Consider the following 25,626-nt stretch of genomic DNA (forward strand, 5'->3'; position numbering starts at 1 on the left):
TTAGAGCAGATAAACCAAAGCTGACGGAGGTGAAGAACTGATGTCCCTCGGTTGACACAGTTCCCTTGTGGGAGCGGGCTTGCTCGCGAATGCGGTGTGTCAGCCGCTGCTATGTTGACGGATACACCGCGTTCGCGAGCGAGCCCGCTCCCACAGGTGAATATTTAAACCTTTGAAGAGGTGCGAGTCTGTCGCGATCCTGGCGTTTTTTAGCGCCAGGCTAGCGCCAGCGCCGCAGTTTGCCCGGCGAGGTGCCGAATTCGCGCAGTATCGCCGCGGCGAAGGCGCTCTGGGAGCTGTAGCCGACCCGGTTGGCGATCTCGCCGATGGGCAGGTCCGAGTCGCGCAGCAGCGCTACAGCCTTGTGCAAGCGGCGGCTGCGGATGTAGTCCATCGGCGTCTGCCCGCATTCGGCGACGAAACGGGCATGCAGGCGAGCAGCGGAAAGTCCCGCGATCCGGGCCAGGTCCGCCACTTGCAGGGGATAGGCGGCGTATTGGTCGATGTGCGCGTCGAGGGCTGCGTAGGGCAGGCGCCGCCGACCGGTCGGTTCCTGGTGAGTACCATTCAGGCTGGCCAGCAGCAGTACCGCTCCTTGCTGGGCGATCAGCGGATCGTTGACCGGGCTTCCCGCGAGCCAGCTGACCAACTGGCTTTGTCCAGCATCCAGGGGCCGGCGGGCGGTGCTGTCCAGCAAGCGCCGGCTGGCGTCGGCGTGATCCCCCAGGCACTGAGCGACCCACTCAGCGTCCGGGACGTCCAACACCAGGCACCGGCTGCCGCGCGGGCTGCCGCAAGCATGATGAGCGCCGGCCGGCACCACCACGAAGCTCTGCTGCACCACCTGGCTGCCACGACCCTCCACCTCGAAATCCAGCGCGCCCGACAAGCCGAAGACCAGTTGGGAGTGGTCGTGGCTGTGGACAATCAGGTCATGGCTGTAGTGGCGCAGCGTGAGGATCGGTCTCATCGCGGTCTCCCGGGCAGGCCGCCAGCATAACCGAAGGTGTGTCGCGTTGCCTTGTCATGTAATCGACATGTGCCTGTCACGGACCATTAACCGCTGCTGTGCACAGTGGTGAAAACGATCAGAGGGGGTGCTCATGACCAGCGCCGAGCTCGCCAGACCCAGCCGCAAGCAACGTGTCCGCACCCTGTGGATTTCCGATGTGCACCTCGGTACCCGGGATTGCCAGGCCGAACATTTGTCGCAATTCCTCAAGGGCTATCACGCCGACAAGATCTATCTGGTCGGTGACATCATCGATGGCTGGAAACTGCGCGGCGGCATGTACTGGCCCCAGGCCCACACCAACGTCATCCGCCGTTTGCTGACCATGAGCAAGCGTGGCACCGAGGTGATCTACGTCACCGGCAATCACGACGAATTCCTGCGCCGCTATTCGAAGCTGATCCTGGGCAATATCCAATTGGTAGACGAGGCGGTGCACGTCACCGCCGATGGCCGGCACCTGCTGGTGATTCACGGCGACCAGTTCGATGTCATTACCCGCTATCACCGTTGGTTGGCGTTTCTCGGGGATTGGGCCTACGAATTCACCCTTACGCTCAACCGCTGGCTCAACCATTGGCGGGCTCGCTATGGCTACGGCTACTGGTCGTTATCGGCGTACCTCAAGCACAAGGTCAAGACCGCCGTCAGCTTCATCAGCGACTTCGAAGAAGCCATCGCCCATGAGTGCGTGAAGCGCGAATTGCATGGCGTGGTCTGCGGGCACATTCACCACGCCGAGATCCGCCAGGTGGGGGAGGTCGAATACCTCAACTGCGGCGACTGGGTCGAATCCTGTACGGCGTTGATCGAACACTGGGACGGCTCGATCGAGTTGTACCGGCTGGCCGATGCCCAGGCGCGCGAAGCCCGGCTCAAGGCCCTCAAACTCGCCGAACCGGCCTGAGCCCTGCCACAGGGAATGGCTCTTTCCTAAAACGGAACCTTGCCCCGTAGCATGTCGCGGTACATGACGAAATCGCCCAACAGGCTGTAGAGCGGGTGCTTGAAGGTGGCTGGCCGGTTCTTTTCGAAGAAGAAGTGCCCGACCCAGGCAAAGCCGTAGCCGGCCACCGGCAAGGCGATCAACCACCACCAGGCCGTTGCGACAACGGCCAGGATGAGAATCAGAATGACCAGCGAGGTGCCGATGAAGTGCAGCCGTCGGCAGGTGCTGTTGCTGTGCTCGCCCAGGTAGTACGGATAGAAGTCGGCAAAACTCTTGAATTCTCTGATGTTTTCCAAGACTGCTGGCTCTTTGGTGAGGGTTCTGTTTTCAAGTCTAGAGCGATCATCTGCAACGGCCAGTGACAATGAGCGCCACTTTAGTATCCTTCGCAAATCCGGCCGTACTCTGCGGCTTGTCAGGCAAGCGATACGTCATGAGCGAACGAACGACTTCTTCAAGCTGGGCGATGGGGATTGTCAAGGCGCTGGAAATGGACGGCCTGGATTGTCGTGTGCTGTTCAATCAATTGGGGCTGGACTTTGACGCGTTGGAAGATCCGGACGCGCGTTTCCCCCAGGATTCGATGACGCGGCTCTGGCAACGGGCGGTGGAGCTGTCGGGCAACCCGGCCATTGGCCTGAACATGGGCAAGGTGGTACGCCCGGCGTCGTTCCATGTGGTCGGTTACGCCCTGATGTCAAGCCGGACGCTGATCGAAGGTTTCCAGAGACTGGTGCGTTACCAGCGGATCATTGCCGAAAGTGCCGATGTGAGCATCCGCCAGATGGAAGGCAACTACGCGCTGATTCTGACGGTGCACGGCGATCATCTCCCCACCACCCGGCAAAGTACCGAGGCGTCTCTGGCCTGTGCGCTGAGCCTGTGCAACTGGTTGACCGGACGTACCCTGCATCCGGTCAAGGTGCTGTTCCAGGGGGCCGAACCGGTCGACCGGACACCTTATCAACAGGTGTTCTGCGCGCCGCTGGTGTTCGGTGCGCCCTTTGATGCGCTGGTCTTCAAGCAGGCCGACATGGAGGCACCGTTGCCCACGGCCAACGAGGCCATGGCGCAGCTCCACGACCGGTTTGCCGGTGAGTACCTGGCGCGCTTCTCGGAAAGCCGGGTGACCCACAAGGCGCGCCAGGTGTTGTGTCGGTTGTTGCCCCAGGGCGAACCCAAGCGCGACGTGGTGGCGCAGGCGCTGCATTTGTCCCAGCGCACCCTGCAACGGCGCTTGCAGGAGGAGGGCACCAGTTTCCAGGCCCTGCTCGACGATACCCGTCGCGAACTGGCCGAGCAGTACCTGGCGCAGCCGGCCATGACCTTGCTGCAGATCGCCTATCTGTTGGGGTTTGCCGACCCGAGCAATTTCTTTCGCGCCTTCCGCCGCTGGTTCGATGCCACGCCCGGCGAATACCGGGCGGCGAGATTCGCCAAAGCGGTCAGTGACGCCAGAACGCCGGGATGCACAACACGAACACCGTGATGATTTCCAGTCTGCCCAGCAGCATGCCACCGGACAGAATCCACTTGGCGGCGTCCGGTAACGGTGCGAAGTTGCCGGCCGGGCCAATGGTCTCCCCCAACCCGGGGCCGACACCGGACACGGTGCTGGCCGCGCCGGTCAGCGCCGTCATCCACTCCACCCCCAGCAGCGACAGCAGCAGGGCGATCACGCAGATGGTGATGGCGAAAAAGAACGAAAACGTCAGGATCGAACGCACGATTTCTTCGTCGAGGCGGTGACCGTTGTATTTCTGCTTGATCACCGCACGGGGGTGAATCAGTTGCATGAGGTTGGCCCGCAGCAGTATGTAGGCGACCTGGAAGCGGAAGATCTTGATCCCGCCGGCCGTCGACCCCGAACAGCCGCCGACGAACCCCAGGTAGAAGAACAGCATCAGCGAGAAATTGCCCCAGAGGCTGTAGTCCCCCAAGGCGAAACCAGTGGTGGTGATAATCGATGTCACGTTCAGAGCCACGTGCCGTAGCGCGTCCAGCCAATGCAGGTCGGTGGTGGCCCAGTACCAGGTGCCGAGCACCAGCCAGGTCACCAGCAGCACGCCGATCAGGCCCTGGACCTGCTGGTCCTTGATCAGCGCCCGGCGATGGCCGCGCAGCATCGAAACGTACAGGGCGAACGGCAGGCTGCCGAGGATCATGATAACGATGGCGACCCAGTGCACCGCCGGCTCGGTCCATTTGGCCAGGGACAGGTCCGAGGTGGAGAAGCCGCCGGTCGAGATCGCCGACATCGAATGGTTGACGGCATCGAATGGGCTCATCCCGGCCCACCAGAGTGCCAGGGTGCCGAGAATGGTAATGCCGATGTAGGACGCCACGATCAGCCGCGCCACCATGTGGGAGCGGGGCATGACTTTTTCCGAACGGTCCGAGGATTCGGTCTGGAACAGGCGCATGCCACCGATGCGCAACAGCGGCAGGATCGCCACCGCCATGCCGATGAAGCCGATCCCGCCGAGCCAGTGCAGCAGCGAGCGCCACATCAGAATACCCGGGGACATGGTGTCGAGGCCGCTCAGGACTGTGGCGCCGGTGGCGGTGATCCCCGACATGCTTTCAAAGAACGAGTCCGTGTAGCTGATGTGCTGGGTCAGCAGGAATGGCAGCGCGGCAAAGATGCACACCACCAGCCAGCTGCTGACCGTCAGCAGGTACATGTCCCGCGGGCGCAGGTGCACATGCTCGGGGCGTCCGGGAAGCACCAGGGCCAGGCCGGCGACGAAGGTGATCATGCTGGACCAGAGGAACGATGGCAGGTCGCCGGTGCGCTCGAAAATCAACAGGGTGGCCATGGGCACGACCATGAAGATCGCCAGGGTGATCAGGAATATGCCGATGATGAAGCCAATGATCCGCAGGGTCGGCAACGCCATGAAGTCCGCTCGGGTGAAAGGAGAGGGCGCCATTCTACCCACGCTAAGCGGCATGTAAACCGCACCCGGCGCGACTGGCGTGTGCGTCGACGGCCAATTTGCGCTAACGGACTCGCCGTACAGGACACTAGAATAGCCAAACATTTTTTCAGGGAGATGGCCGATGCAGGCTCTCGATGCTTTGCTCAACCGTGTTTCCGTTCCACGCCTGGTGGAACCGGCACCCACGCCTGAACAGCGGGAGATCATGTTCGCCGCAGCGATGCGCGCTCCCGATCATGGCCAGTTGCGGCCATGGCGTTTCCTGACGGTCGAAGGGCAGGCGCGCTATCGCATGGGCGAACTGTTGGCCGACGCAGCGCGATTCAATGATCCGCTGGTCTCCGAGGCGGTTGTGGAAAAAGCCCTCAATGGCCCGCTGCGGGCACCGTTGGTCGTGGTGGTGATCGCTCGTTTGCAGGACCATTTCAAAGTCCCGAAATCCGAGCAATTGCTGGCCGCCGGCTGTGCTGCCCACGGGATCCTGCTGGCAGCCTATGCCCAAGGCGTTGGGGGCGTGTGGCGTACGGGCGAACTGGCCTACTCGCCGCACGTGGCCAAGGGGCTGGGTCTTGATGTGGGGGAAGAGGTGATTGGCTTCCTTTACCTGGGCACACCGCAGAAAGAAGCGCGGACGGCGCCGAAGGAAGATACCGCGGAGTTCGTCAGCGAGTGGACTGGGTTGCAGTGATGGAATGACTAGCTTTTGTGGTGAGGGGATAAATCCCCTCGCCACAGATAAAAATCCCCCCGCCACAGATAAAGCCTTTCCCCACAGGGTTGGGCAGGTACAGCAGTTACTTGCAAACGTCCGCAATCGCCTCGGCCAGCCGGTCCAGGCGCGTCGCATCGATACCGGCCACGTTTGCCCGGCCCGTGCCAACCATGTACACGCTGTGGCGCTCGCGTAGTTGCTTGACCTGCTCGGGCGACAGGCCGGTGTAGGAAAACATTCCGCGTTGCACGCCGATATGGGCGAAGCGCTCCCGCAGGCCGTAGGGTTCGAGGGCGTCCAGCAGGCCACTGCGTAGCTGGGCGATGCGCAAGCGCATGGCTTGCACTTCGTCGGCCCACAGCCGCTTGAGTTCCGGGTTGCCCAGGATTGTCGCCACCACCGCGGCGCCATGATCCGGCGGTGTCGACCACAGGTTGCGGGCGATGTTGGCCAGCTGGCTGCGGATGTCCACCAGCTTGTCGGCATCGCGGGCGCAGACGATCAACGCACCGGTGCGGTCGCAGTACAAGCCGAAGTTCTTCGAGCAGGAACTGGTGATCAACACCTCGGGCAACGCCTGGGCGAACAACCGGACTGCCCAGGCATCCTGTTCCAGTCCGTCGCCGAAGCCCTGATAGGCGAAGTCGATCAGCGGCAACAGCTCACGGCTGCGTACCACCTCCAGCACCTGGCGCCATTGATCCTGGGACAGGTCGAAACCGGTGGGGTTGTGGCAGCACGCGTGCAGCAGGACCACGTCACCCTTCGGTGCCTGGCTGAGGGTCGCCAGCATCGCCTCGAAATCCAGGCGATTGTCGCTGCCCACGTAGGGATAGTGGCTCGCCTTGACGCCGGCGGTGGCGAAGATGGTTTCGTGGATCGGCCAGGTCGGGTTGCTCAGCCATACGCCACGGCCCGGCAGGCATTGGGCGATGAAGTCGGCGCTCAGGCGCAGGGCACCGGTACCCCCCGGGGTCTGGGTGGCGCCGGCGCGTTTTTCGGCGATCTGCGAGGCGTCGGCACCCAGGACGAGCGCAGTGATCATCTGGCCGAAAGCAGCGTCGCCATGACCGCCGATGTAAGTCTTGGTGGTCTGCTGATCCACCAGCCGTCGCTCGGCCTGTTTCACCGATTCGAGAATCGGCGTCAGGCCCTGGGCGTCTTTATAGACGCCCACGCCCAGGTCGAACTTGTTCGGGTTGTTGTCCGCGCTGTAGGCCTCCATCAGGCCGAGGATCGGGTCGCCGGGCACCCGGCCGATGGCGTCGAAATGCATTACTTGCGGCCCTCGGCGGTCTTGGCCACGTCATCGGTGCGCGCGGCCATGATGAAGTCATTGCGGTGCAGGCCCTTGATCGAGTGGCTCCACCAGGTCACGGTGACTTTGCCCCACTCGGTGAGCAGGCCCGGGTGATGACCTTCGGCTTCGGAAATTTCACCGACGGCGTTGGTAAATGCCAGGGCGTGCTTGAAATTCTTGAACAGGAAAACCTTTTCCAGCTGCATCACGCCGTCGCGCACTTCGATGTTCCAGTCCGGGATCTGCTTGATCAGTACCGGCAGTTCTTCGTCGCTGACCTGTGGGGCGTCGGCACGGCAGGCTTCGCAATGGGCTTGGTTCAGAGTGTTCATGGTGTGTTCCTGGATCGAATTGGAAAGAACGTCGATGCACCCACGCTAAAGCAAAGCTGCGCAGTGCAACAGACTCACTTGGAATCAAAAAACGCCATTCAGGCGGCTTTCGGCGGAAATTTCGGTGCATGCAGGCCCAGTTCCCGACCGCGCTTGACCATGCCCATGATGTCTTCATGAGCCAGGTCGAACAGACGCTTGAGCTCTGGCAAGACGAAATACACCGGTTGCAGGATGTCGATGCGATACGGCGTGCGCATGGCTTCCAGCGGATCGAAGGCCTGGTGCTCCGGCTCGTCCGACAGGCAGTACACGGTTTCCTTGGGTGAAGACAGGATGCCGCCCCCGTAGATGCGCCGGCCCTGTGCTGTTTCCACCAGCCCGAACTCGATGGTCATCCAGTACAGGCGCGCCAGGTAGACACGCTCTTCCTTGGACGCCTGCAGGCCGAGCTTGCCGTAGGTGTGGGTGAATTCGGCGAACCAGGGGTTGGTCAGCAGCGGGCAGTGGCCGAAGATCTCGTGGAAAATGTCCGGTTCTTGCAGGTAGTCCAGTTCTTCCCGGGTGCGAATGAAGGTCGCCACTGGAAACTGTTTACTGGCGAGCAATTCAAAAAAGGTCTGGAAGGGGATCAGCGCCGGTACCCGGGCAACTTGCCAGCCCGTGGTCGCACCCAGCACCTTGTTGATTTCCCCCAACTGCGGGATGCGGTCGTGGGGCAGGTCAAGCTTGTCGATGCCATCCAGGTATTCCTGGCACGCACGGCCTTCGATGACTGTCAGCTGGCGGGTAATCAGCGTGTGCCACACCGCATGTTCTTCGGCGGGGTAGTGGATAAAACCTTGCGCATCGGGCTCGCGAGCCACGTACTGCGTCTGCTTCATGCTGCTCTCCTGCTGATTTCCCTCGAGGGGAAGACTGTTTTGTTGTTATGTCCAGCGATGCATTAGAGATAGCGCGAAGCAGGCGAATGTGCAGCGGGGCAGCGGCGAGATGTTCGAGTTGCATGGGGAGATTTCGTAAAGTTTTCGTTACGTATGAGGCGGTGATCCGGTGCTGGTTGGATTCTCAGCTAGGAAATGGCCTACAGCTGTCACATAATCTTGACGGTTATTTGCACTCAGTCTCAGAAAAAACGCCTCTCAACGAGCTCCAGGTCTCCCCTATGCGTATCAAAGTCCATTGCCAGAACCGCATCGGCATCCTGCGGGACATTCTCAACCTGCTGGTGGAATACGGCATCAACGTCGCCCGGGGCGAAGTCGGTGGCGAGCATGGCAATGCGATCTACCTGCACTGCCCGAACCTGATCAATATTCAATTCCAGGCGTTGCGCCCGAAATTCGAGGGCATTGCCGGCGTGTTCGGCGTCAAGCGGGTAGGGCTGATGCCCAGCGAGCGTCGGCACATGGAGCTCAATGCGTTGCTCGGCGCCCTGGAGTTTCCGGTGTTGTCCATCGACATGGGCGGCTCCATCGTCGCGGCGAACCGGGCGGCGGCACAGTTGCTCGGGGTGCGGGTGGACGAGGTGCCGGGGATCCCGCTGTCGCGTTATGCCGAGGATTTCGACCTGCCGGAGTTGGTACGCGCCAACCAGTCGCGCATCAATGGGCTGCGGGTCAAGGTCAAGGGCGATGTATTTCTGGCCGACATTGCCCCGCTGCAATCGGAGCATGACGACAGCGAGGCCATGGCCGGTGCGGTATTGACGCTGCATCGGGCCGACCGGGTCGGTGAGCGCATCTACAACGTGCGCAAGCAGGAACTGCGTGGCTTCGACAGTATTTTCCAGAGCTCGAAAGTGATGGCCGCGGTAGTCCGCGAAGCCCGGCGCATGGCCCCGCTGGACGCGCCGCTATTGATCGAAGGCGAAACCGGCACCGGCAAGGAGCTGCTGGCCCGTGCCTGCCACCTGGCGAGCCCGCGTGGGCAGTCGCCGCTGATGGCGCTCAACTGCGCCGGGCTGCCGGAGTCCATGGCCGAGACCGAACTGTTCGGCTACGGCCCGGGTGCCTTCGAAGGCGCCCGCGCCGAAGGCAAGCTCGGTCTGCTGGAGTTGACGGCTGGCGGCACCTTGTTTCTTGACGGGGTGGGGGAAATGAGCCCGCGCCTGCAGGTGAAACTGCTGCGCTTTTTGCAGGACGGTTGCTTCCGTCGGGTTGGCAGCGATGAGGAGGTGTATCTGGACGTCCGGGTAATCTGCGCGACCCAGGTGGATTTGTCCGAGCTCTGTGCCCGAGGGGAGTTTCGCCAGGACCTGTATCACCGCTTGAATGTCCTGTCCCTGCACATCCCGCCGTTGCGCGAATGCCTCGATGGCCTGGCGCCGCTGGTGGAACACTTTCTTGACCAGGCCAGCCGCCAGATCGGCTGTGCACTGCCGAAACTGGCCCCGGCGGCGATGGATCGCCTCAGTCATTACCATTGGCCGGGCAATGTCCGGCAGTTGGAAAACGTGCTGTTCCAGGCGGTTTCCCTGTGTGACGGGGGGACGGTGAAGGCCGAGCATATCCGCCTGCCGGACTATGGCGTGCGCCAGCCCCTGGGCGACTTTTCCCTGGACGGTGGGTTGGACGAGATTGTCGGGCGATTCGAGAAGGCGGTACTGGAACGACTCTACTCCGAACATCCCAGCAGCCGGCAGTTGGGCAAGCGACTGGGGGTTTCCCATACCACCATTGCCAATAAGTTGCGGGAGTATGAGGTGGGCAAGGAGCCTGGGATGTAATCCGTTGGCTGTGGCGAGTCTGCTGCACGGTAATCCTTTGCCTTTCAGCGGCATGTCACCGCCGGTTTTTCGTCTTCGCTACATTTCCTTCTTCACCGCAAAACCCTGCAAGTCCTTTGTTTGCCGGGCCCCAAGCCGCCAGAAAAAAGTTGGTCTGCAAATTGCTTATGGCTGAGCAGTACAGCAGTGGGCGGCAAACGTCCGGCATGCAGAGGAACGACAGTGGACAAGTACCTTTATGTGGCAATGACTGGCGCCAGTCAGAACGCGCTGGCGCAGCGGGCCCATGCCAACAACCTGGCGAACATCTCCACCAATGGCTTTCAGAAAGACCTGGAGCAGGCACGTTCGATGCCGGTGTTCGGCGACAGCTTTCCGGCGCGGGCGTTTGCCATGTCCGAGCGGCCTGCCACCGACTTCACTCCTGGCGCTCTGGTGCAAACCGGTCGCGACCTCGACGTGGCGGTCAGCGGGCCGGGCTGGATGGCCGTGCAGAACCCTGATGGCGGTGAAAGCTATGTGCGCACCGGCAGCCTCAACGTCGACGCCCTGGGCGTGCTCCGGGCCGGCAACGGCATGCCGGTGATGGGCAACGGCGGTCCTATCGCCGTGCCGCCGGAGCAGAAGATCGAAATCGGTCAGGACGGGACCATCAGCATCCGCGCCATGGGCGAAGGCCCACGCGTGATGGCTGAAGTGGACCGCATCAAGCTGGTCAACCCGGACCTCAAGAACATGACCAAGGGCCTGGACGGTTCCATTCGTACCAAGGACGGCCAGCCGGCACCGATCGACGCCAACGTGCAACTGGTGTCGGGGTTCCAGGAAGCGAGCAACGTCAATGCTGTGGACGAGATGACTTCGGTGCTGGCCCTGGCCAAGCAATTCGAGCTTCACGTGAAAATGATGAACACCGCCAAAGAAGGCGACGAGGCCATGGCTCGGGTCTTGCAGATCTAACCATTAATTAAAGCGTCGCGCCGAAAATCAGGCGTACGAGGAGAATCGAATGCTTCCGGCTCTGTGGGTTGCCAAAACAGGCCTGTCCGCCCAGGACACCAACCTGACCACCATTTCCAACAACCTGGCGAACGTCTCGACCACGGGTTTCAAACGTGACCGCGCCGAATTCCAGGACTTGCTGTACCAGGTCAAGCGTCAACCAGGTGCCCAGTCGACCCAGGACAGCGAACTGCCGTCGGGCCTGCAAGTCGGTACCGGTGTGCGCATTGTCGGCACCCAGAAAAACTTCACCGCCGGCAGCCTGCAAACCACCGAGCAGCCGCTGGACATGGCCATCGACGGTCGCGGTTTCTTCCAGATCCTGCAGCCGGACGGCACCACGTCCTATACACGTGACGGTACGTTCCACCTGGATTCCAATGGCCAGATCGTCAACGCCAGCGGCTTCGCCCTGGAGCCGGCCATCATCATCCCGAACGATGCCCAGACCTTCACCGTGGGCCGTGACGGGACGGTGTCCATCACCGTGGCGGGCAACCCGGCCGCCCAGGTGATCGGCAACCTGCAGACCGCCGACTTCATCAACCCGGCCGGGCTGCAAGCGGTAGGCAACAACCTGTTCCTGGAAACCGCTGCCAGCGGTGCGCCGCAAATCGGCACCCCAGGCTTGAACGGTTTCGGCACCACGCTGCAGAACACCCTGGAAACCTCCAACGTGAGCACCGTTGAAGAGATGGTCAACATGATCACCACCCAGCGCGCCTACGAAATGAACTCCAAGGTGATCTCCACCGCCGACCAGATGCTTTCGTTCGTTACGCAGAATCTGTAATCACTTCTATAGGGCGGCCTCAAGGTCGCCTGCAACACCGAGAGGTAGGGTCATGAAACGCTTTGTATCTGTACTGGCACTGGGTGGGATCACCGCGCTTGCGGGATGTGTCGCGCCAACGCCCAGGCCCAATGACCCATACTACGCTCCGGTGTTGCCGCGCACGCCGTTGCCGGCCGCCGCCAACAACGGCTCGATCTACCAGGCCGGTTTCGAACAGAATCTGTACAGCGACCGCAAGGCATTCCGGGTCGGTGACATCATCACCATCACCCTGAACGAGCGGACCCAGGCGAGCAAGAACGCCAACTCCCAGGTGGACAAGACCAGCAACACCAGTGTCGGCCTCACCTCGTTGTTCGGCTCCAGCCTGACCACCAACAACCCGATCGGCAGCAACGACCTGAGCCTCAACGCCGGTTACGGCTCCGACCGGGCTACCAAGGGCGACAGCAAGTCCGGCCAGAGCAACAGCCTGACCGGTTCCATCACCGTGACCGTCGCTGATGTATTGCCCAACGGCATCATCGTTGTGCGCGGCGAGAAGTGGTTGACGCTCAACACTGGTGACGAACTGGTGCGCATCGCCGGCATGGTTCGTGCGGATGACATTGCGACCGACAATACCGTTTCCTCGACTCGTGTAGCGGATGCGCGCATCACGTACTCGGGTACCGGTGCCTTTGCCGATGCGAGTCAGCCGGGCTGGTTCGACCGTTTCTTCCTCAGCCCGAAGTTCCCTTTCTAGGTGGCCCAGTTGAATCTTAAGCGGTTGAATCTCAAACAGCTGTTGATGGGTGCGTTGTTGATGTCCACAGCCTTCGGCGCTCATGCCGAGCGCCTGAAGGATATCGCCAGCATTTCCGGCGTGCGTTCCAACCAGTTGATCGGCTACGGCCTGGTCGTAGGCCTGAACGGCACCGGCGACCAGACCACCCAGACCCCGTTCACCCTGCAGACCTTCAACAACATGTTGTCGCAGTTCGGCATCAAGGTGCCGCCAGGTTCCGGCAACGTCCAGTTGAAGAACGTCGCGGCGGTGTCGATCAGTGCCGATCTGCCGGCGTTCGCCAAGCCTGGTCAGCAGGTTGACGTCACCGTGTCGTCCATCGGTAACTCCAAGAGCCTGCGGGGCGGCACCTTGCTGTTGACGCCGCTCAAGGGTATCGACGGCAACGTCTACGCCATCGCCCAGGGCAACCTGGTGGTCGGCGGTTTCGACGCCGAGGGCCGCGACGGTTCGAAGATCACCGTCAACGTTCCGTCGGCCGGTCGCATCCCTGGCGGTGCGTCGGTGGAGCGTGCAGTGCCGAGCGGCTTCAACCAGGGCAACAGCCTGACGCTGAACCTCAACCGTTCCGACTTCACCACCGCCAAGCGCATCGTCGACAAGATCAACGACATGCTCGGTCCAGGTGTGGCCCAGGCTATCGACGGTGGCTCGATCCGCGTCACCGCGCCCCTGGACCCGAGCCAGCGCGTCGACTATCTGTCGATCCTGGAAAACCTCGAGGTCGACCCGGGCCAGGCCGTGGCGAAGGTCATCATCAACTCGCGCACCGGCACCATCGTGATCGGCCAGAACGTCAAGGTTTCGCCGGCCGCTGTGACCCATGGCAGCCTGACCGTGACCATCACCGAAGACCCGATCGTGAGCCAGCCTGGCCCGCTGTCCAATGGCCAGACTGCTGTCGTGCCCCGGTCGCGGGTCAATGCCGAACAGGAAGCCAAGCCGATGTTCAAGTTCGGCCCGGGCACTACCCTGGATGAAATCGTCCGGGCGGTGAACCAGGTCGGCGCGGCACCGGGCGACCTGATGGCGATTCTCGAAGCCTTGAAGCAGGCTGGCGCGTTGCAAGCCGACCTGATCGTGATTTGAGGAACGGACCATGGATATGCGCAAGGGCGCTTTGATCAGTGGAGATTCGGGCTCTTACTCGGACCTGAACCGTCTGAACCAGCTCAAGGTTGGCGACAAGAACAGCGATGGCAACCTGCGCAAAGTGGCCCAGGAATTCGAATCGCTGTTCCTCGGCGAAATGCTCAAGTCCATGCGTTCTGCCACCGAGGCGTTGGGCAAGGACAATCCCATGAATACGCCTGAAGCCAAGCAGTATCAGGAAATGTACGACCAGCAGTTGGCCGTTTCCATGTCTCGCGAGGGGGGCGGTATCGGCCTGGCCGATGTCCTGCTGCGCCAGATGTCCAAGAACAAACCTTTGGCGCCGGGCGAAGCCGCTGCGGCGTCGGCTGCCAAGCAGCAAGAGGCGCTGGACAAGATCAAGGCGGTGCCTACCCCGGTGGCCGCCGGAACATTGCCCACCGACGGGCCTTTGTCCCGCCACAGTGGCCAGCGTCCGCTCTGGGCTTCGCGGGCCGTCAGCGCACCGCAAGGGGCGGGCGAGGGCAGTCATCGCAACGACATGGAACTGCTCAACCAGCGTCGCCTGGCTTTGCCGCCGAAACTGGCCGACCGCCTGCTGGCCGGCCTGGTGCCTTCGGCATCGACCAATGCCGCTACCGATGTGCCGGCGCAGAACATTCGCTCGGATCGCGCCGTCGCCGCCACCCGGTCCGCCTCCGGCGAAATGGCCAACGGCGACTGGCTGGCCGCGCTCAAGGCTTCCGAGTCGAGCGGGGACATGCAGGTCTATGGGCGTGCCGTGGCGCAGCCACCGCTGGCGCCGGCCCGCAAAGCCTTCCGCGATGCCGACGAGTTCGTCAACGCCATGTTGCCGATGGCCAAGGAAGCGGCGGACCGCATCGGTGTCGACCCGCGTTACCTGGTGGCCCAGGCTGCCCTGGAAACCGGTTGGGGCAAATCGGTCATGCGTCAACCCGACGGCAGCAGCAGTCACAACCTGTTCGGCATCAAGGCCAGCCAGAACTGGAAAGGCGATTCGGCGCGGGCAATCACCAGTGAGTTTCGCAATGGCGAGATGGTCAAGGAGACGGCCGAGTTCCGTTCCTACGCCTCGTACCGTGACAGCTTCCATGACCTGGTCAATCTGCTGCAAAGCAACAGTCGCTATCAAGCTGTGCTGAAGTCGGCCGATAACCCGGAACAGTTTGTACGCGAGTTGCAGAAGGCCGGTTACGCCACCGACCCGCACTACGCCAGCAAGATTTCGCATATAGCCCGGCAGATGACCAGTTCCCAGAACTACGCATCCGCAGGCGCCACCACGACTTTATAAGGTCTGAACCATGAGTTTGCTCAATATAGGGATGTCGGGTCTGTCAGCCAGCCAGACCGCATTGGTGACCACGGGTAACAACATTGCCAACGTCGATACCGCCGGGTATTCGCGTCAGCAGACCGTGCAGACCACCAAGGCCTCCAATCAATACGGCAACGTGTTCATTGGCTCGGGTACGACCCTGGCCGACGTGCGTCGGGTCTACAACTCCTACCTTGAAGCACAGCTGAAAACCACCACCTCGCTCAACAGCGATGCGGCGGCCTACCAGGGGCAGATCACTCCGCTGGACTCGCTGCTGTCGGACAGCGGTACCGGCCTCAACGGTGCGCTGACCAAGTTCTTCGCCTCGGTGCAGAACGTCAATGCCAAGCCGGGGGACGATGCGTCCCGCCAGTTGCTGCTCAGCGATGCCCAGGCCTTGAGCAACCGGTTCAACTCGATTTCCAGCCAGTTGACCGAGCAGAGCCAGAACATCAACGGCAACTTGTCGAACATGGTCAACCAGGTCAACGACCTGGCTGTCACCATTGCCCAACTGAACAAGAAAATCGCCGAAGTCTCCAACGCCGGCGGCGCGCCCAATGATCTGCTGGACTCCCGTGGCGAAGCCATTCGCCAACTGTCGACCTTCACCGGTACCCAGGTCGTGGAGAACGGCAGCAGCCTGGACATCTACCTGGGTTCCGGCCAGCCGCTGGTGATGGGCACCATCGTCAATACCCTTGAAGCCGTACCGGACAAGAACGATCCGGGACGCATGGGTATCCAGCTCAACAGTGGCTCCAGCTCCATGGATCTCACCTCGGTGCTTACCGGTGGCGAGATCGGTGGCCTGATGCGCTATCGCAACACCGTACTCGACCCGGCCATGAATGAACTGGGCCGCGTTGCCCTGGTGGTCGCTGACCAGATGAACACCGTGCAGGCGTCGGGTATCGACATGAACGGTGCCTTTGGTTCCAACCTGTTCAACGACATCAACAGTGCCACGCAGGTCAGTCAGCGCAGCGTTGCCGCGCTCAATAACAGCGCAGGTTCCGGCAACTTCAACGTGGCCATCACCGACGCTGGCCGACTGACCACCAACGACTACAAGGTGACCTTCACCAGCGGTACCAACTACACCGTCCAGCGCTTGCCCGATGGCTCGTCGATGGGCGCGTTCAGCACCGCGACCACACCGCCACCGGTAATCGACGGCTTCTCAATGACCTTCGCCAACGGCACCGCAGCCGCCGGCGACTCGTTCAAGATCACGCCGACCCGCAACGCGGCGGGCAACATCAAGACCGAGATGACCGACTCCAAGCGGTTGGCGATCGCCGCGCCGCTGGGTGCCGCCATTGCGCCGGGCGGCAGCGGCACGCTGACCATCCCGGCCAGCGGCCAGCCGACCCTGACGACCAATCTGGACATCTACGACGCGGCCACGACGACCGTCATCCAGAACGGCATCAAGACCTCCATGCCGGTCAAGGTGTTGTTCGGGGCGACCTCCGCCGATGGCACCAGCCAGGCTTATCAACTGCTCGATGCCCAGGGCAACACACTCAGCGCTGGCACGATCACTCCCGGCCAAAGCAACACGTTGAACCTGAGCGTCCCGCTCAAGGACGCCAGCGGCAACCCGATCATGGATTCGTCGGTGCCTCCGGTACAGCGTACCGTCAGCTTCGCCATGTCCATCGCTGGAGCACCGTCCAACGGTGCCGCGATCAACGTCAGCGTCAGCAAGGCGGGCAGCCTGGACAACCGTAACGGCACCATCCTGGCCGGTTTGCAGACCGCCAAGACCGTCGACACCGGTTCCTCCAGTGGCGGTATTTCCCTGAGCGATGCCTACGGCAAGCTGGTGGAGGGCGTAGGTTCCAAGGCTGCCCAGGGCAAGCTCGACAGCGCTGCCACTGGCGCGATCCTGAACAACGCCAAGAACGCCCGCGACTCACTGTCTGGTGTGGACCTGGACGAGGAAACCGGCAACCTGGTCAAGTTCCAGCAGTACTACACCGCGTCTTCGCAGATCATCAAGGCGGCGCAGCAAATCTTCAGCACATTGATCAACAGTCTTTAAGGAGCCGTAGCCCATGCGCATTTCTACTTCTCAGTTCTACGAAAGCACGGCTGCGAACTACCAGAAAAACTTCGCCAACGTGGTCAAGAGCAGCGAAGAAGCCAGCAGTCTGGTGCGTATCAACACCGCCGCCGACGATCCGGTAGGTGCTTCGCGTCTGCTGCAACTGGGTAACCAGGCCTCCATGCTGTCCCAGTACGAAACCAACGTCAGCACGATCAAGGCGACCCTGGGCACGACTGAAGCGGTGATGACCAGTATCAATAACGTGCTGCAGCGGGCGAAGGAACTGGCTGTGAGCGCCGGTAACGCCGGTTACACCGACTCAGACCGTAAATCCGTCGCTTCGGAGCTGGGGTCGATAGAAGACCAGTTGTTGAGCCTGATGAACACCAAGGATGAAAACGGCAAGTACATTTTCGCCGGCTCCAAGGGCGATGTCGTGCCGTTCACCCGCAACGGCGATGGCAGCTACAGCTACAACGGCGACCAGATGACCCTGGATCTTCCAGTGGGTGACACCATGTCGATGGCCACCAACAGCACCGGCTGGGAAGTGTTCCAGCAGGCCATCAACACCAGCCGCACCCAGGTCACCATGACCGCTCCGGCGGTAGATGATGGCCGCGTGGTACTGACCAACGGCCAGGTGTCGTCCGCCGTTACCTACAACAGCCAGTTCCGCAGCGGTGAACCCTACACCGTTGAGTTCACCAGCGGCACCCAGCTGAAGATCACTGATTCAAGCGGCAACGACGTGACCGCTGAAGCCAGCCAGGGCGGCGTCATCACTCCCAACACCCAGGCCGGGCAGAACGTGAACTTTCGCGGTGTCGACCTGACCCTGAACGTCAACCTCAAGTCCGGTGACGTCGCTGGCGCCGTATTGCCCGGTCGCACGTTCACCCTGGCTGCCAAACCCGACACATTTACCGTGGCGCGCAGCCCGGGCAACTCCACCGCAACGCAGATCACCGACAGTCAGATCACCGATCCGGTTGCCTATCACGCCAGTTTCCCGACGGGTTCGGCGGTGCTGAAATTCACCAGTGCCACGGATTTCGAACTGTACGCCGCGCCGCTGACCAGCAGCAGCCAGGTGATTTCCAGCGGAACCCTGGCAGGCAACGTCGCCACTGCGTCCGGGGTGAGTTTTACGCTCAATGGCGCACCGGCGGCCAACGATCAATTCAGCATTGCAGTCAATACCCACGAAACCCAGAACATCCTGGATACCGTGAACCAGTTGAAGGCTGCCTTGAGTACGCCAATCGAGGGCGATGCGATCGCCGGTCAGAAAATGCTCGCGGCGCTGGCTTCCGGTATCGGTAATCTGGCCAGCGGTACGGACCAGTTGACCAGTGGGTTGAGTTCGGTCGGTGGTCGTGGACAAGCGCTCGATACCCAGGCCGACACCAATCACAGCTTTGTTCTGGCCAACTCTCAGACCCAGTCGGCGATCCGCGATTCCGATCCGGCCGAGGTGATGACGCGCCTGACGTTGCAACAGACTATGCTGCAGGCATCGCAACTGGCGTTCAGCAAGATCACCCAACTGGGGTTGTTCAACAAGATCTGATGGTGGGTAATGTTGTCAATTGATTGAAATGAGACTGTGGCGAGGGAGCTTGCTCCCGCTTGAGTGCGAAGCGCTCGCAAGAAGGTCTGCTACGCCCGAGGCGTCGGACCGATCCAACGGGAGCAAGCTCCCTCGCCACGGCATATCCCGTCACCACGGCAAGCGCCTCGCCACAAGGGTCGGAGCACCGGCCGGCCGAGAGTCTTTCGCGTGAAACCAACACCTCTTGTCAGCATTGTCATTCCCGCATTCAACCCGCGCTTTTTTCGCGAGTCACTCAAGAGCGCTCTGGACCAGGACTACGAAAACCTCGAAATCATCGTGTGCGACGATTGCCCCGGTGATGACATCCGCCAGATCGTCGACGCATTGCAGGAATCTTCCCGCGTCGCGGTGCGCTATCTGCGCAATCCCCAGCGGCTGGGGTTCCAGCAGAACCTGTTGCGGTGCCTGGAAGAGGCGGGCGGCGCGTACATCAAGTTTCTCTGCGATGACGATAAGTTGCTTGGCTCCTGCGTGCGTCAACAGGCGCAGGCCCTCGACACGCATGCCGACGCCCGGTTGGTCATCAGTAAGCGCCACTACATCGATGCCGACGGCTACGTCTTGCCGATTCGCCTGGAGAACGTCGGCATCGCCCTGTTTGAAGGGCTGTACAAGGGCGACGATCTGTTGGCCTATATCGAGTCCACGCCACGCAATATCTTCGGTGGTTTCTCTGGCGCCATGATGCGCCTGGCCGATATCGAGTCCCTGTTGCCAGCGCTGGCCCAGGCCGGCCAGGGATTTGTCGCATTGCTCGATCTGGCGTTGTTCATCTGCCTGCTGCGGCGCGGCAACCTGGTGGAGCTGTGCAGTCTCGACAGCCTCGAACGGTTGTATCCACAACGCCTGTCCCATCGTCCTGACATTGTCGATGCCACCGTCGTCGAGTGGACGTGGCTGTCCCGGATGTTGGCGGAGCGCAGTGGCGAATCCGCGCCAGCGGCGGGCTGGATCCGCTATCAGACCCTCGATCAGGTCAAGCCAGGCCAGCCGCACGGCTGGGAAGAATTGAACCTTAATTCGTTGATGGCCAGTCGACAAGCCGTCGTCGGTTATCAGGTCGGTACCGACACGGAGAGTTACGACGAACTTTACGCCCAGTGGCTGGACTGTCGACGCTTTGACGCGGCGCGCCAACGGGTGGTTCTCCATCAGGTTGAACTCTGGCCCCGGCGCCCGGGTATCGTGCCGGTGGTGTTCGATTTCGAGGAAGACGCCGAGGCAGTATCGCTGACCCTCGACAGCATCGCTGGACAACTCTATGCCAGTGAGCCGGTGCTGTTGTTTTCCAACGGTCGCGGTGCACTCGAAGGCAATGTGCTGCGCATGGCGTTGCCAACGGATTGGGTGAGTGGCCTCAACGACATGCTGCCTCGGCTGGACGGTGCCGACTGGTTCTATCTGTTGCGCGCCGGTGACCGATTGCGGGAGTCGGCCTTGCTGGTGCTGGCCGAGCGGATCAACGCCATGCCTGGCATCGCTTGTGTCTACAGTGACGAAGGCGCGCTGGAGGATGGCAAGTCTTCGGAGCCGATCTTCAAGCCGGATTTCAATCTCGACCTGATGCGGGCCTATCCCTATGTGGGCAGGACCCTGGCCTTCGCTCGCGAGCGGGTACAGGCACTGGGTGGCTTCGATGCGGGCCTGGGTGAATTGGCGCCCCATGACCTGCTCTGGCGCCTGGTGGAGACTCAGGGGCCGCAGACCATCGAACACCTGGCGGAAATCCAGGTGGAGTCGACCCTGGACTTTGCCCAATGGCTTTCGCAGTCGCAGGTAATCGAGCAGAGCCCCAGACTGGTGACGGCACATCTGCAGCGTCTGGGTGTCGAGCATCGGTTGCATCCCGGGCCGTTGCCGTTGATTCCGCGGATCGAATACCTGCACCCCCAGCGTCCGCTGGTGTCGATCATTATCAGCGTCAAGGATCAACTGGCGGCGTTGGAAAATTGCATCAGCAATCTGTTGACGACCACTGCCTACGAGCATTACGAAGTCATCGTCGTCGACAACGGCAGCGAAACCGCCGAGATGCGTAACTGGCTGACGGCCATGGCAGAACTGGGCAGCGACAAGTTGCGGATTTTTTTCTCGGAAGAGTTGGGCAACGAAGCGCAGGTGCGCAATTTTGCTGTCGGGCAAGCTCAAGGCGATTACCTGCTGTTGCTCAGTCCGTTCTGTGTGACCCATGACGCGGCCTGGCTGGACGAATTGCTGAACCATGCCCAGCGCCCTGAAGTGGGGATCGTCGGCCCGCGGACTCTGAACATGCAAGGGCAGGTCATTGACTCGGGCCTGGTGTTGGGGCTCGATGGCTTGGCCGGCCGGCCGTTTGCGAACGAGCAGGTCACCGCCGGGGGCTACATGCAGCGCTTGCAGGTGGTGCAGAACTGGAGCGCCGTGAGCGGTCATTGCCTATTGGTGCGCAGGACGGTATTCGATACCGTCGGGGGGCTGTCGCCTGCCATTGAAACACCGGGCATCAACTTTCTCGAGTTGTGCCTTGAGGTCGGCAGGCAAGGTTACCTGGTGGTGACCACGCCTTATGCCAACGTAGTCCTGACCCCTTTTGCCGGGAGCGCGCGTGAAGCGTCCTGGAAGCAACGCGTGGAACAAGAGCAGGAGTCGTTCTACCAGCGCTGGTTGCCCTGGATCGCCAACGATCCGGCCTACAACCGGAACCTGAGCCTGGCCGGCAACAGTTTTGGCCTGGCGCCGGGCCAACGCACCGGTTGGAATCCTTTATACAGTCGTCCGCTGCCTTCGGTCCTGGGCCTGGCCCTCAACAGTTCCGCCATCGGCCATTACCGCGTGAGCCAGCCGCTGATCGAACTGCGAGCCACCGGGCGGATCGTCGGACGGGTGTCCTATGAGATGCCGTCGATCATTGAGATCGAGCGCCAGTCACCGGATGTGATCGTGCTCCAGGGACGCTACAACAGCGGCAAGTTCAACGACATCGTCCAGGTGAAAACCTATTCCAACGCCATGCGCATCTACGAACTCGATGACTATGTGGCGAAGATCCCTGAAAAGAACGATCACACCCGCAACATGCCCGACGACATCGTTAACCTGTTGGAGCGCGGCATTGCTCTGTGTGATCGGGTGGTGGTCTCGACATTCGCGCTGGCGGATGCATTGTCCGGTCTTCATCACGATATCCGCGTAGTGCCGAACATGCTGGCGCCGCATCTGTGGCATCGGCTGACCAGCCAGCGCCGTACGTCGATCAAGCCCCGGGTGGGTTGGGGCGGCGGTACCAGCCATCGGGGAGACCTGGAAATCATTGCCGAGGTGGTACGCGAGCTGGCGGATGAAGTCGAATGGGTCTTCTTCGGCATGTGTCCGGATTCCCTCAGACCCTATGTGCATGAATACCATGCCGGCGTCCCGCTGTCGGAATATCCGGCCAAGCTGGCGAGCCTGAACCTGGACCTGGCCCTGGCTCCGCTGGAACAGCACATTTTCAACGACTGCAAGAGCAACCTCAGGCTGCTGGAGTATGGGGTTTGTGGGTACCCGGTCATCTGTACCGATACCGAAGCCTATCGGGGTCATCTACCCTGTACCAAGGTGAAGACCAACAGCACGCAGGAATGGCTGGATGCGATCCGCATGCACCTGTCCGACCCACAGGCCAGTTATCGGATGGGTGACCAACTGCGTGAAGTGGTGCTGCGCGATTTCATGTTGCGCGGCGACAACCTGCGCTATTGGGCCGACGGCTGGCTGCCGGATTGATGATCCAGCCAACGCCGCGACGTGCCATGAACATAATGCCGCCGATTGGGCGACTCGCTCGTTAAGGAATTCATATGCAACGCAGTATTGCCAATGATCCATCCGCTCCGTTGAACGAGCGTTTTACCCTGGTCCTGTTGGCCCATGAGCAACCGCAGGCGTTGCGCCGGGCATTGCGTTACTACGCCGCTTACCCCTGTGCCCAACTCGTCCTCGATTCGTCCGCCGAGCCGGACGCCGACAGTGTGGAGACATTACCGGGCGTGCGTTATGTGCATCGAGCCGACGCCGGTCACTTCGCCAACAAGCTGCGTCAAGGGCTCGAACATGTGCAGACGCCATACCTGGCGATGATTGACGTGGACGCGTTCCTGCTGCCGGAGGCCCTCGACCAGTCGCTGGAGTTCCTGGCCGGCCATGACGATTATTCGGCGTGCCAGGGTTATGCCCTGACGTTCGAAGCCCATGCTTCCCGCGTGGACTATTACCGCAGGGATCGCAAGGGCGTCGAGGACTTCGCCGATGCGTCCGCCCAGGAGCGCTTGGCCGCTTATGCCGGGCATTGCCCTTCATTGATCAACGCCGTCAGCCGGACCGAAGTGGTCCAGCGCTGGTATGCCGCGTTGCCGGCGGATTTCGATCCGGCCTGGCAGGAACTGGGTCATGGCTGTGCGCTGATGGCGGCGGCCAAGGTCCGTGTCCTGCCGATCCCTTATGGGGTCCACGCCCTGGAAAGTCCTTCGACCCTGGAAGCCAGTCAGTTGGCCGCGGTGCTGAGCTATCGTGATGGGGGCACCGTAGCGTTACGTGAACGCTTGGTGACGGCCCTGGATTCGACGTTCGGATTGGGCCGGGGGGCGCCGTCGCAAGCGGTGGAAAGCCTGGAGGAAATTGGCAATTACCTGAGCCAGCGTGCAGCTTTTGCCCTGGCCAAGTTGTTCGAGGCGGCCTGGCACTCCCAGTTGCAAGGGCCCATTTGTCGTTTCGAGCCGACGCAGTTCGTCGAGCTTCCGTTCTACAACCAGCCGTTTTTCGAATCCCTGTCCAGGCTTGAATTCCTCATGCACGCGATACCGGCCGGGCGGGTCCAGTTGAATGAGCTGGAAGCGGCGCTGCTCAAGCAGAAAGAACTGGCGCGGCCACAGCGCAACGCCAGTGCCGAGCCGCTCAATGAGCGGCTGCTCAAAGCCTTTATGCTCAATGCTTTCAATCGCGACGTGGTGCAGCAGTTGGCTGCCTTGCTCGAGGAAGGCGGTGCCCAAGTCGAGGCCGAGCGGTTGAGCGAGTGGGCACAGCGGCTGGAGGACGTGATGCTGCAGGACCACTCCAGTCTTTTCGAAACCATGCGGTCGGGCCGCTTGTTGCGTTGGCTCGATGGGCGTGAGCCGAACGCGGCACAGGTCCAGCAGATCAGTCGGTACCTGGCGGGCCACAAGGGTGGACCGACCTTCGGCATCCTGCTCCTGGACCTGGAAGCGGATTTCACCCGCTTGCAGGCCACCTTCGACAGCGTGATCAATGGGGCCTGTCGGGCATTCAAAATCATTGTGTTCACCACCGGCGACCTGCCGGCCGAAACCACCGTCCATAACACCCTGCATTTCGTCAAAGTCACCGAAAGCAATTATGTCGACAAGATCAACCAGGTCGTGGGTCAGATTGATTGCGACTGGGTCGTCCTGGCCGAAGCGGGGGATGAACTGACGCCATCCGGTCTGATGCATGCAAGCCTGGAGTTGCTCGACGCACCGCAATGCCGGGCCGTGGCGATGGACGAATTCCAGCGCCAGCCCGACGAAACCCTGGTCGATGTGTTCCGCCCCGGCTTCAATCTGGATCTGTTGTTGAGCGTACCGTCGTTGATGGCGCGGCACTGGCTGGTTCGTCGTGAGGTGCTGGTGCAGGCCGGTGGCTACTCGCGCGATTTCAAGGAGGCACTGGAGTTCGAACTGCTCCTGCGCTTGATCGAACAGGGCGGCATGAGTGGCCTGGCGCACCTGGACGAAGCGTTGCTGGTCTGCAAGGCAGGGCAGGAGGGCGACAATGCCGACGAGCGCAAGGCCTTGCTCCGCCATCTCGCGGCACGGGGCTACAAGGCTGATGTCGGTTCGCTGGTGCCGGGTGTCTACAAAATCGACTATCGCTTTATCGAGCGTCCGCTGGTATCGATCATTCTCCATGGCGAGGGCGAACTGGTGACGTTGCAACGTTGCATTGTCAACGTCCTGCAACGTACCCGTTACCAACGTTTCGAGCTGCTGGTGGCCGAGCATCCGATCCATGGCGCAGCGTTGAAAGACTGGCTCCGCAGCCAGGGACACCAGGCCAGCCGCGTACGTTTCATTGAAGTGGAGCCTGGGCTGGCTACGGCGACACTGGTCAATCAGGCCAGCCAACAGGCCAAGGGCGAGTACCTGCTCACCCTGGCGGTGGACAGCGAGGTCGTGAACGTCAACTGGATCGAGCTGTTGCTCAACCATGCCCAGCGTCCGGAAGTCGGTGTGGTCGGCGCCAGGCTGATCGACCGCCAGGGGCATATTACGCAGGCTGGCCTGATTCTGGGCCTCAATGGCGTAGTGGGTTCGGCGTTCGTCGGCGAACCCGCGGATGCGCGGGGTTACATGAACCGCCTGGTGGCGGAGCAGAATTGCTCGGCGGTGTCCTTCGCCTGCCTGATGATTTCCACGCAGCTGTTCCAGGCACTCGATGGCGTGGACGATACGTTGTTCGCCGAGGGGTTTGGGGATGTGGATCTATGCCTGCGAGCCGCACAGGCCGGCTACCTCACGGTGTGGACGCCTTACGTCCAGGTCGTCAACCCAGGCACCCTGCCGTCATCGCCCGAGGCTCGCCAGGCACTGCTCGGCAAATGGCAGGAAGCCATGGCGCAGGACCCCAACTACAACGGCAACCTGGCCTTGACCGGTTCTGGTTACACCCTCGGTCCGGTGGCCCAGGTGCCGTGGTCGACACTGATTGGCCAAACCCGCGTGTAAGGCATCAGTCGCATAGCAGGCGGACCACCGCAATTGCGAGCAGGCTCGCGATTGCGGTGGTTCTGGCAACGCAGATGTTGACTGTCAATCTTCTCCACCCCAGCCCGCCCCCCCTCTTATTGCCGCCAGGCCCCGTAATATTGGGCCTCCAATCAGTGGCACCATAATTGCTTTCTCAGTTATCAGCGCCTGTATTACCGGCAGCGACGCCGAATAAT

The 25,626-nt window shown here is 61.5% G+C and carries 19 protein-coding genes; 13 read left to right on the forward strand and 6 right to left on the reverse strand.

All coding sequences use genetic code 11. From position 1 onward, the window contains the following. Positions 1–220: 220 nt before the first annotated feature. On the reverse strand, positions 221–970 hold the full coding sequence (locus FBX99_RS09650; RefSeq protein WP_144928322.1) for an AraC family transcriptional regulator: 750 nt from the start codon (positions 968–970) through the stop codon (positions 221–223). 133 nt (positions 971–1,103) lie between these two features. Between FBX99_RS09650 and FBX99_RS09655 the strand changes: the two genes are divergently transcribed. Then, positions 1,104–1,919, forward strand: coding sequence for a UDP-2,3-diacylglucosamine diphosphatase (locus tag FBX99_RS09655; protein WP_144928320.1), 816 nt, complete (start codon positions 1,104–1,106; stop codon positions 1,917–1,919). A gap of 26 nt (positions 1,920–1,945) precedes the next feature. Here the strand turns inward: FBX99_RS09655 and FBX99_RS09660 are convergent, their stop codons facing one another. After that, complete coding sequence (locus FBX99_RS09660; protein WP_144928318.1) at positions 1,946–2,257, reverse strand: Mpo1-like protein; 312 nt, start codon at positions 2,255–2,257, stop codon at positions 1,946–1,948. Between the two features lie 137 nt (positions 2,258–2,394). Here FBX99_RS09660 and FBX99_RS09665 point away from each other — a divergent pair, with 137 nt between their 5' ends. Beyond that, positions 2,395–3,450 (forward strand): AraC family transcriptional regulator, encoded by a 1,056-nt coding sequence (locus FBX99_RS09665; protein WP_144928315.1) that lies wholly within the window; start codon positions 2,395–2,397, stop codon positions 3,448–3,450. Here the strand turns inward: FBX99_RS09665 and FBX99_RS09670 are convergent. After that, on the reverse strand, positions 3,407–4,861 hold the full coding sequence (locus FBX99_RS09670) for a TrkH family potassium uptake protein (RefSeq protein ID WP_145131508.1): 1,455 nt from the start codon (positions 4,859–4,861) through the stop codon (positions 3,407–3,409). The two genes, FBX99_RS09665 and FBX99_RS09670, sit on opposite strands and share 44 nt — an antisense overlap. Before the next feature lie 163 nt (positions 4,862–5,024). Between FBX99_RS09670 and FBX99_RS09675 the strand changes: the two genes are divergently transcribed. Next, positions 5,025–5,591 (forward strand): NAD(P)H nitroreductase, encoded by a 567-nt coding sequence (locus FBX99_RS09675; RefSeq protein ID WP_144928313.1) that lies wholly within the window; start codon positions 5,025–5,027, stop codon positions 5,589–5,591. Between the two features lie 106 nt (positions 5,592–5,697). Here the strand turns inward: FBX99_RS09675 and FBX99_RS09680 are convergent, their stop codons facing one another. The 3 genes from FBX99_RS09680 to phhA all read right to left on the reverse strand — a co-directional run bounded on the left by FBX99_RS09680 (position 5,698) and on the right by phhA (position 8,131). After that, positions 5,698–6,891: an amino acid aminotransferase gene (locus tag FBX99_RS09680; RefSeq protein WP_144928311.1), complete on the reverse strand. Its 1,194-nt coding sequence runs from the start codon at positions 6,889–6,891 to the stop codon at positions 5,698–5,700. After that, a complete protein-coding gene (locus FBX99_RS09685) occupies positions 6,891–7,247 on the reverse strand; it encodes a 4a-hydroxytetrahydrobiopterin dehydratase (protein WP_003184087.1) in 357 nt (118 codons plus the stop codon). Before FBX99_RS09685 ends, FBX99_RS09680 begins: the two co-directional genes overlap by 1 nt. Before the next feature lie 98 nt (positions 7,248–7,345). Further along, the gene (gene phhA, locus FBX99_RS09690; protein WP_144928309.1) at positions 7,346–8,131 is read right to left on the reverse strand and encodes a phenylalanine 4-monooxygenase; all 786 of its coding nucleotides are present in this window, start codon (positions 8,129–8,131) and stop codon (positions 7,346–7,348) included. Between the two features lie 281 nt (positions 8,132–8,412). On the opposite strand from phhA, the gene FBX99_RS09695 reads away from it, so the two are divergent. The 10 genes from FBX99_RS09695 to FBX99_RS09740 all read left to right on the forward strand — a co-directional run bounded on the left by FBX99_RS09695 (position 8,413) and on the right by FBX99_RS09740 (position 25,408). Then, positions 8,413–9,975: a sigma-54-dependent transcriptional regulator gene (locus FBX99_RS09695; RefSeq protein ID WP_139647281.1), complete on the forward strand. Its 1,563-nt coding sequence runs from the start codon at positions 8,413–8,415 to the stop codon at positions 9,973–9,975. Positions 9,976–10,197: 222 nt separating this feature from the next. Continuing rightward, positions 10,198–10,935 carry a flagellar basal body rod protein FlgF gene (locus FBX99_RS09700; protein ID WP_144928307.1) on the forward strand — a complete coding sequence of 246 codons (738 nt, stop codon included), beginning with the start codon at positions 10,198–10,200 and terminating at the stop codon, positions 10,933–10,935. 49 nt (positions 10,936–10,984) lie between these two features. Next, a complete protein-coding gene (gene flgG / locus FBX99_RS09705) occupies positions 10,985–11,770 on the forward strand; it encodes a flagellar basal-body rod protein FlgG (RefSeq protein ID WP_024778628.1) in 786 nt (261 codons plus the stop codon). A 52-nt stretch (positions 11,771–11,822) separates the two neighbouring features. Then, positions 11,823–12,518, forward strand: coding sequence for a flagellar basal body L-ring protein FlgH (flgH, locus tag FBX99_RS09710; protein WP_144928305.1), 696 nt, complete (start codon positions 11,823–11,825; stop codon positions 12,516–12,518). A gap of 45 nt (positions 12,519–12,563) precedes the next feature. Next, positions 12,564–13,649, forward strand: a complete 1,086-nt coding sequence (locus FBX99_RS09715; protein WP_144928371.1) for a flagellar basal body P-ring protein FlgI — start codon at positions 12,564–12,566, stop codon at positions 13,647–13,649. A 10-nt stretch (positions 13,650–13,659) separates the two neighbouring features. Then, on the forward strand, positions 13,660–14,967 hold the full coding sequence (flgJ, locus tag FBX99_RS09720) for a flagellar assembly peptidoglycan hydrolase FlgJ (RefSeq protein WP_144928303.1): 1,308 nt from the start codon (positions 13,660–13,662) through the stop codon (positions 14,965–14,967). A gap of 10 nt (positions 14,968–14,977) precedes the next feature. Continuing rightward, positions 14,978–17,044 carry a flagellar hook-associated protein FlgK gene (gene flgK / locus FBX99_RS09725; RefSeq protein WP_144928301.1) on the forward strand — a complete coding sequence of 689 codons (2,067 nt, stop codon included), beginning with the start codon at positions 14,978–14,980 and terminating at the stop codon, positions 17,042–17,044. Between the two features lie 13 nt (positions 17,045–17,057). After that, positions 17,058–18,623: a flagellar hook-associated protein 3 gene (locus FBX99_RS09730; protein ID WP_144928299.1), complete on the forward strand. Its 1,566-nt coding sequence runs from the start codon at positions 17,058–17,060 to the stop codon at positions 18,621–18,623. A gap of 210 nt (positions 18,624–18,833) precedes the next feature. Then, complete coding sequence (locus FBX99_RS09735; RefSeq protein ID WP_145131340.1) at positions 18,834–22,412, forward strand: glycosyltransferase; 3,579 nt, start codon at positions 18,834–18,836, stop codon at positions 22,410–22,412. A gap of 74 nt (positions 22,413–22,486) precedes the next feature. Continuing rightward, entirely contained in the window at positions 22,487–25,408 is a 2,922-nt protein-coding gene (locus tag FBX99_RS09740; RefSeq protein ID WP_145131342.1) for a TIGR00180 family glycosyltransferase, read from the forward strand. Positions 25,409–25,626 lie beyond the last annotated feature (218 nt).

Source organism: Pseudomonas sp. SJZ074 (assembly GCF_007828215.1).
Taxonomy (GTDB): domain Bacteria; phylum Pseudomonadota; class Gammaproteobacteria; order Pseudomonadales; family Pseudomonadaceae; genus Aquipseudomonas.

What these genes read in the sequence shown, in the direction of transcription:
- FBX99_RS09670 (WP_145131508.1), bottom strand. Translation starts at nt 4,861, where the DNA reads ATGGCGTTGCCGACCCTGCGGATCATTGGCTTCATCATCGGCATATTC.
- FBX99_RS09695 (WP_139647281.1), top strand. Translation starts at nt 8,413, where the DNA reads ATGCGTATCAAAGTCCATTGCCAGAACCGCATCGGCATCCTGCGGGAC.
- flgK (WP_144928301.1), top strand. Translation starts at nt 14,978, where the DNA reads ATGAGTTTGCTCAATATAGGGATGTCGGGTCTGTCAGCCAGCCAGACC.
- FBX99_RS09675 (WP_144928313.1), top strand. Translation starts at nt 5,025, where the DNA reads ATGCAGGCTCTCGATGCTTTGCTCAACCGTGTTTCCGTTCCACGCCTG.
- FBX99_RS09650 (WP_144928322.1), bottom strand. Translation starts at nt 970, where the DNA reads ATGAGACCGATCCTCACGCTGCGCCACTACAGCCATGACCTGATTGTC.
- FBX99_RS09685 (WP_003184087.1), bottom strand. Translation starts at nt 7,247, where the DNA reads ATGAACACTCTGAACCAAGCCCATTGCGAAGCCTGCCGTGCCGACGCC.
- FBX99_RS09715 (WP_144928371.1), top strand. Translation starts at nt 12,564, where the DNA reads ATGGGTGCGTTGTTGATGTCCACAGCCTTCGGCGCTCATGCCGAGCGC.
- FBX99_RS09740 (WP_145131342.1), top strand. Translation starts at nt 22,487, where the DNA reads ATGCAACGCAGTATTGCCAATGATCCATCCGCTCCGTTGAACGAGCGT.
- flgG (WP_024778628.1), top strand. Translation starts at nt 10,985, where the DNA reads ATGCTTCCGGCTCTGTGGGTTGCCAAAACAGGCCTGTCCGCCCAGGAC.
- flgJ (WP_144928303.1), top strand. Translation starts at nt 13,660, where the DNA reads ATGGATATGCGCAAGGGCGCTTTGATCAGTGGAGATTCGGGCTCTTAC.
- FBX99_RS09680 (WP_144928311.1), bottom strand. Translation starts at nt 6,891, where the DNA reads ATGCATTTCGACGCCATCGGCCGGGTGCCCGGCGACCCGATCCTCGGC.
- phhA (WP_144928309.1), bottom strand. Translation starts at nt 8,131, where the DNA reads ATGAAGCAGACGCAGTACGTGGCTCGCGAGCCCGATGCGCAAGGTTTT.
- FBX99_RS09655 (WP_144928320.1), top strand. Translation starts at nt 1,104, where the DNA reads ATGACCAGCGCCGAGCTCGCCAGACCCAGCCGCAAGCAACGTGTCCGC.
- flgH (WP_144928305.1), top strand. Translation starts at nt 11,823, where the DNA reads ATGAAACGCTTTGTATCTGTACTGGCACTGGGTGGGATCACCGCGCTT.
- FBX99_RS09730 (WP_144928299.1), top strand. Translation starts at nt 17,058, where the DNA reads ATGCGCATTTCTACTTCTCAGTTCTACGAAAGCACGGCTGCGAACTAC.
- FBX99_RS09665 (WP_144928315.1), top strand. Translation starts at nt 2,395, where the DNA reads ATGAGCGAACGAACGACTTCTTCAAGCTGGGCGATGGGGATTGTCAAG.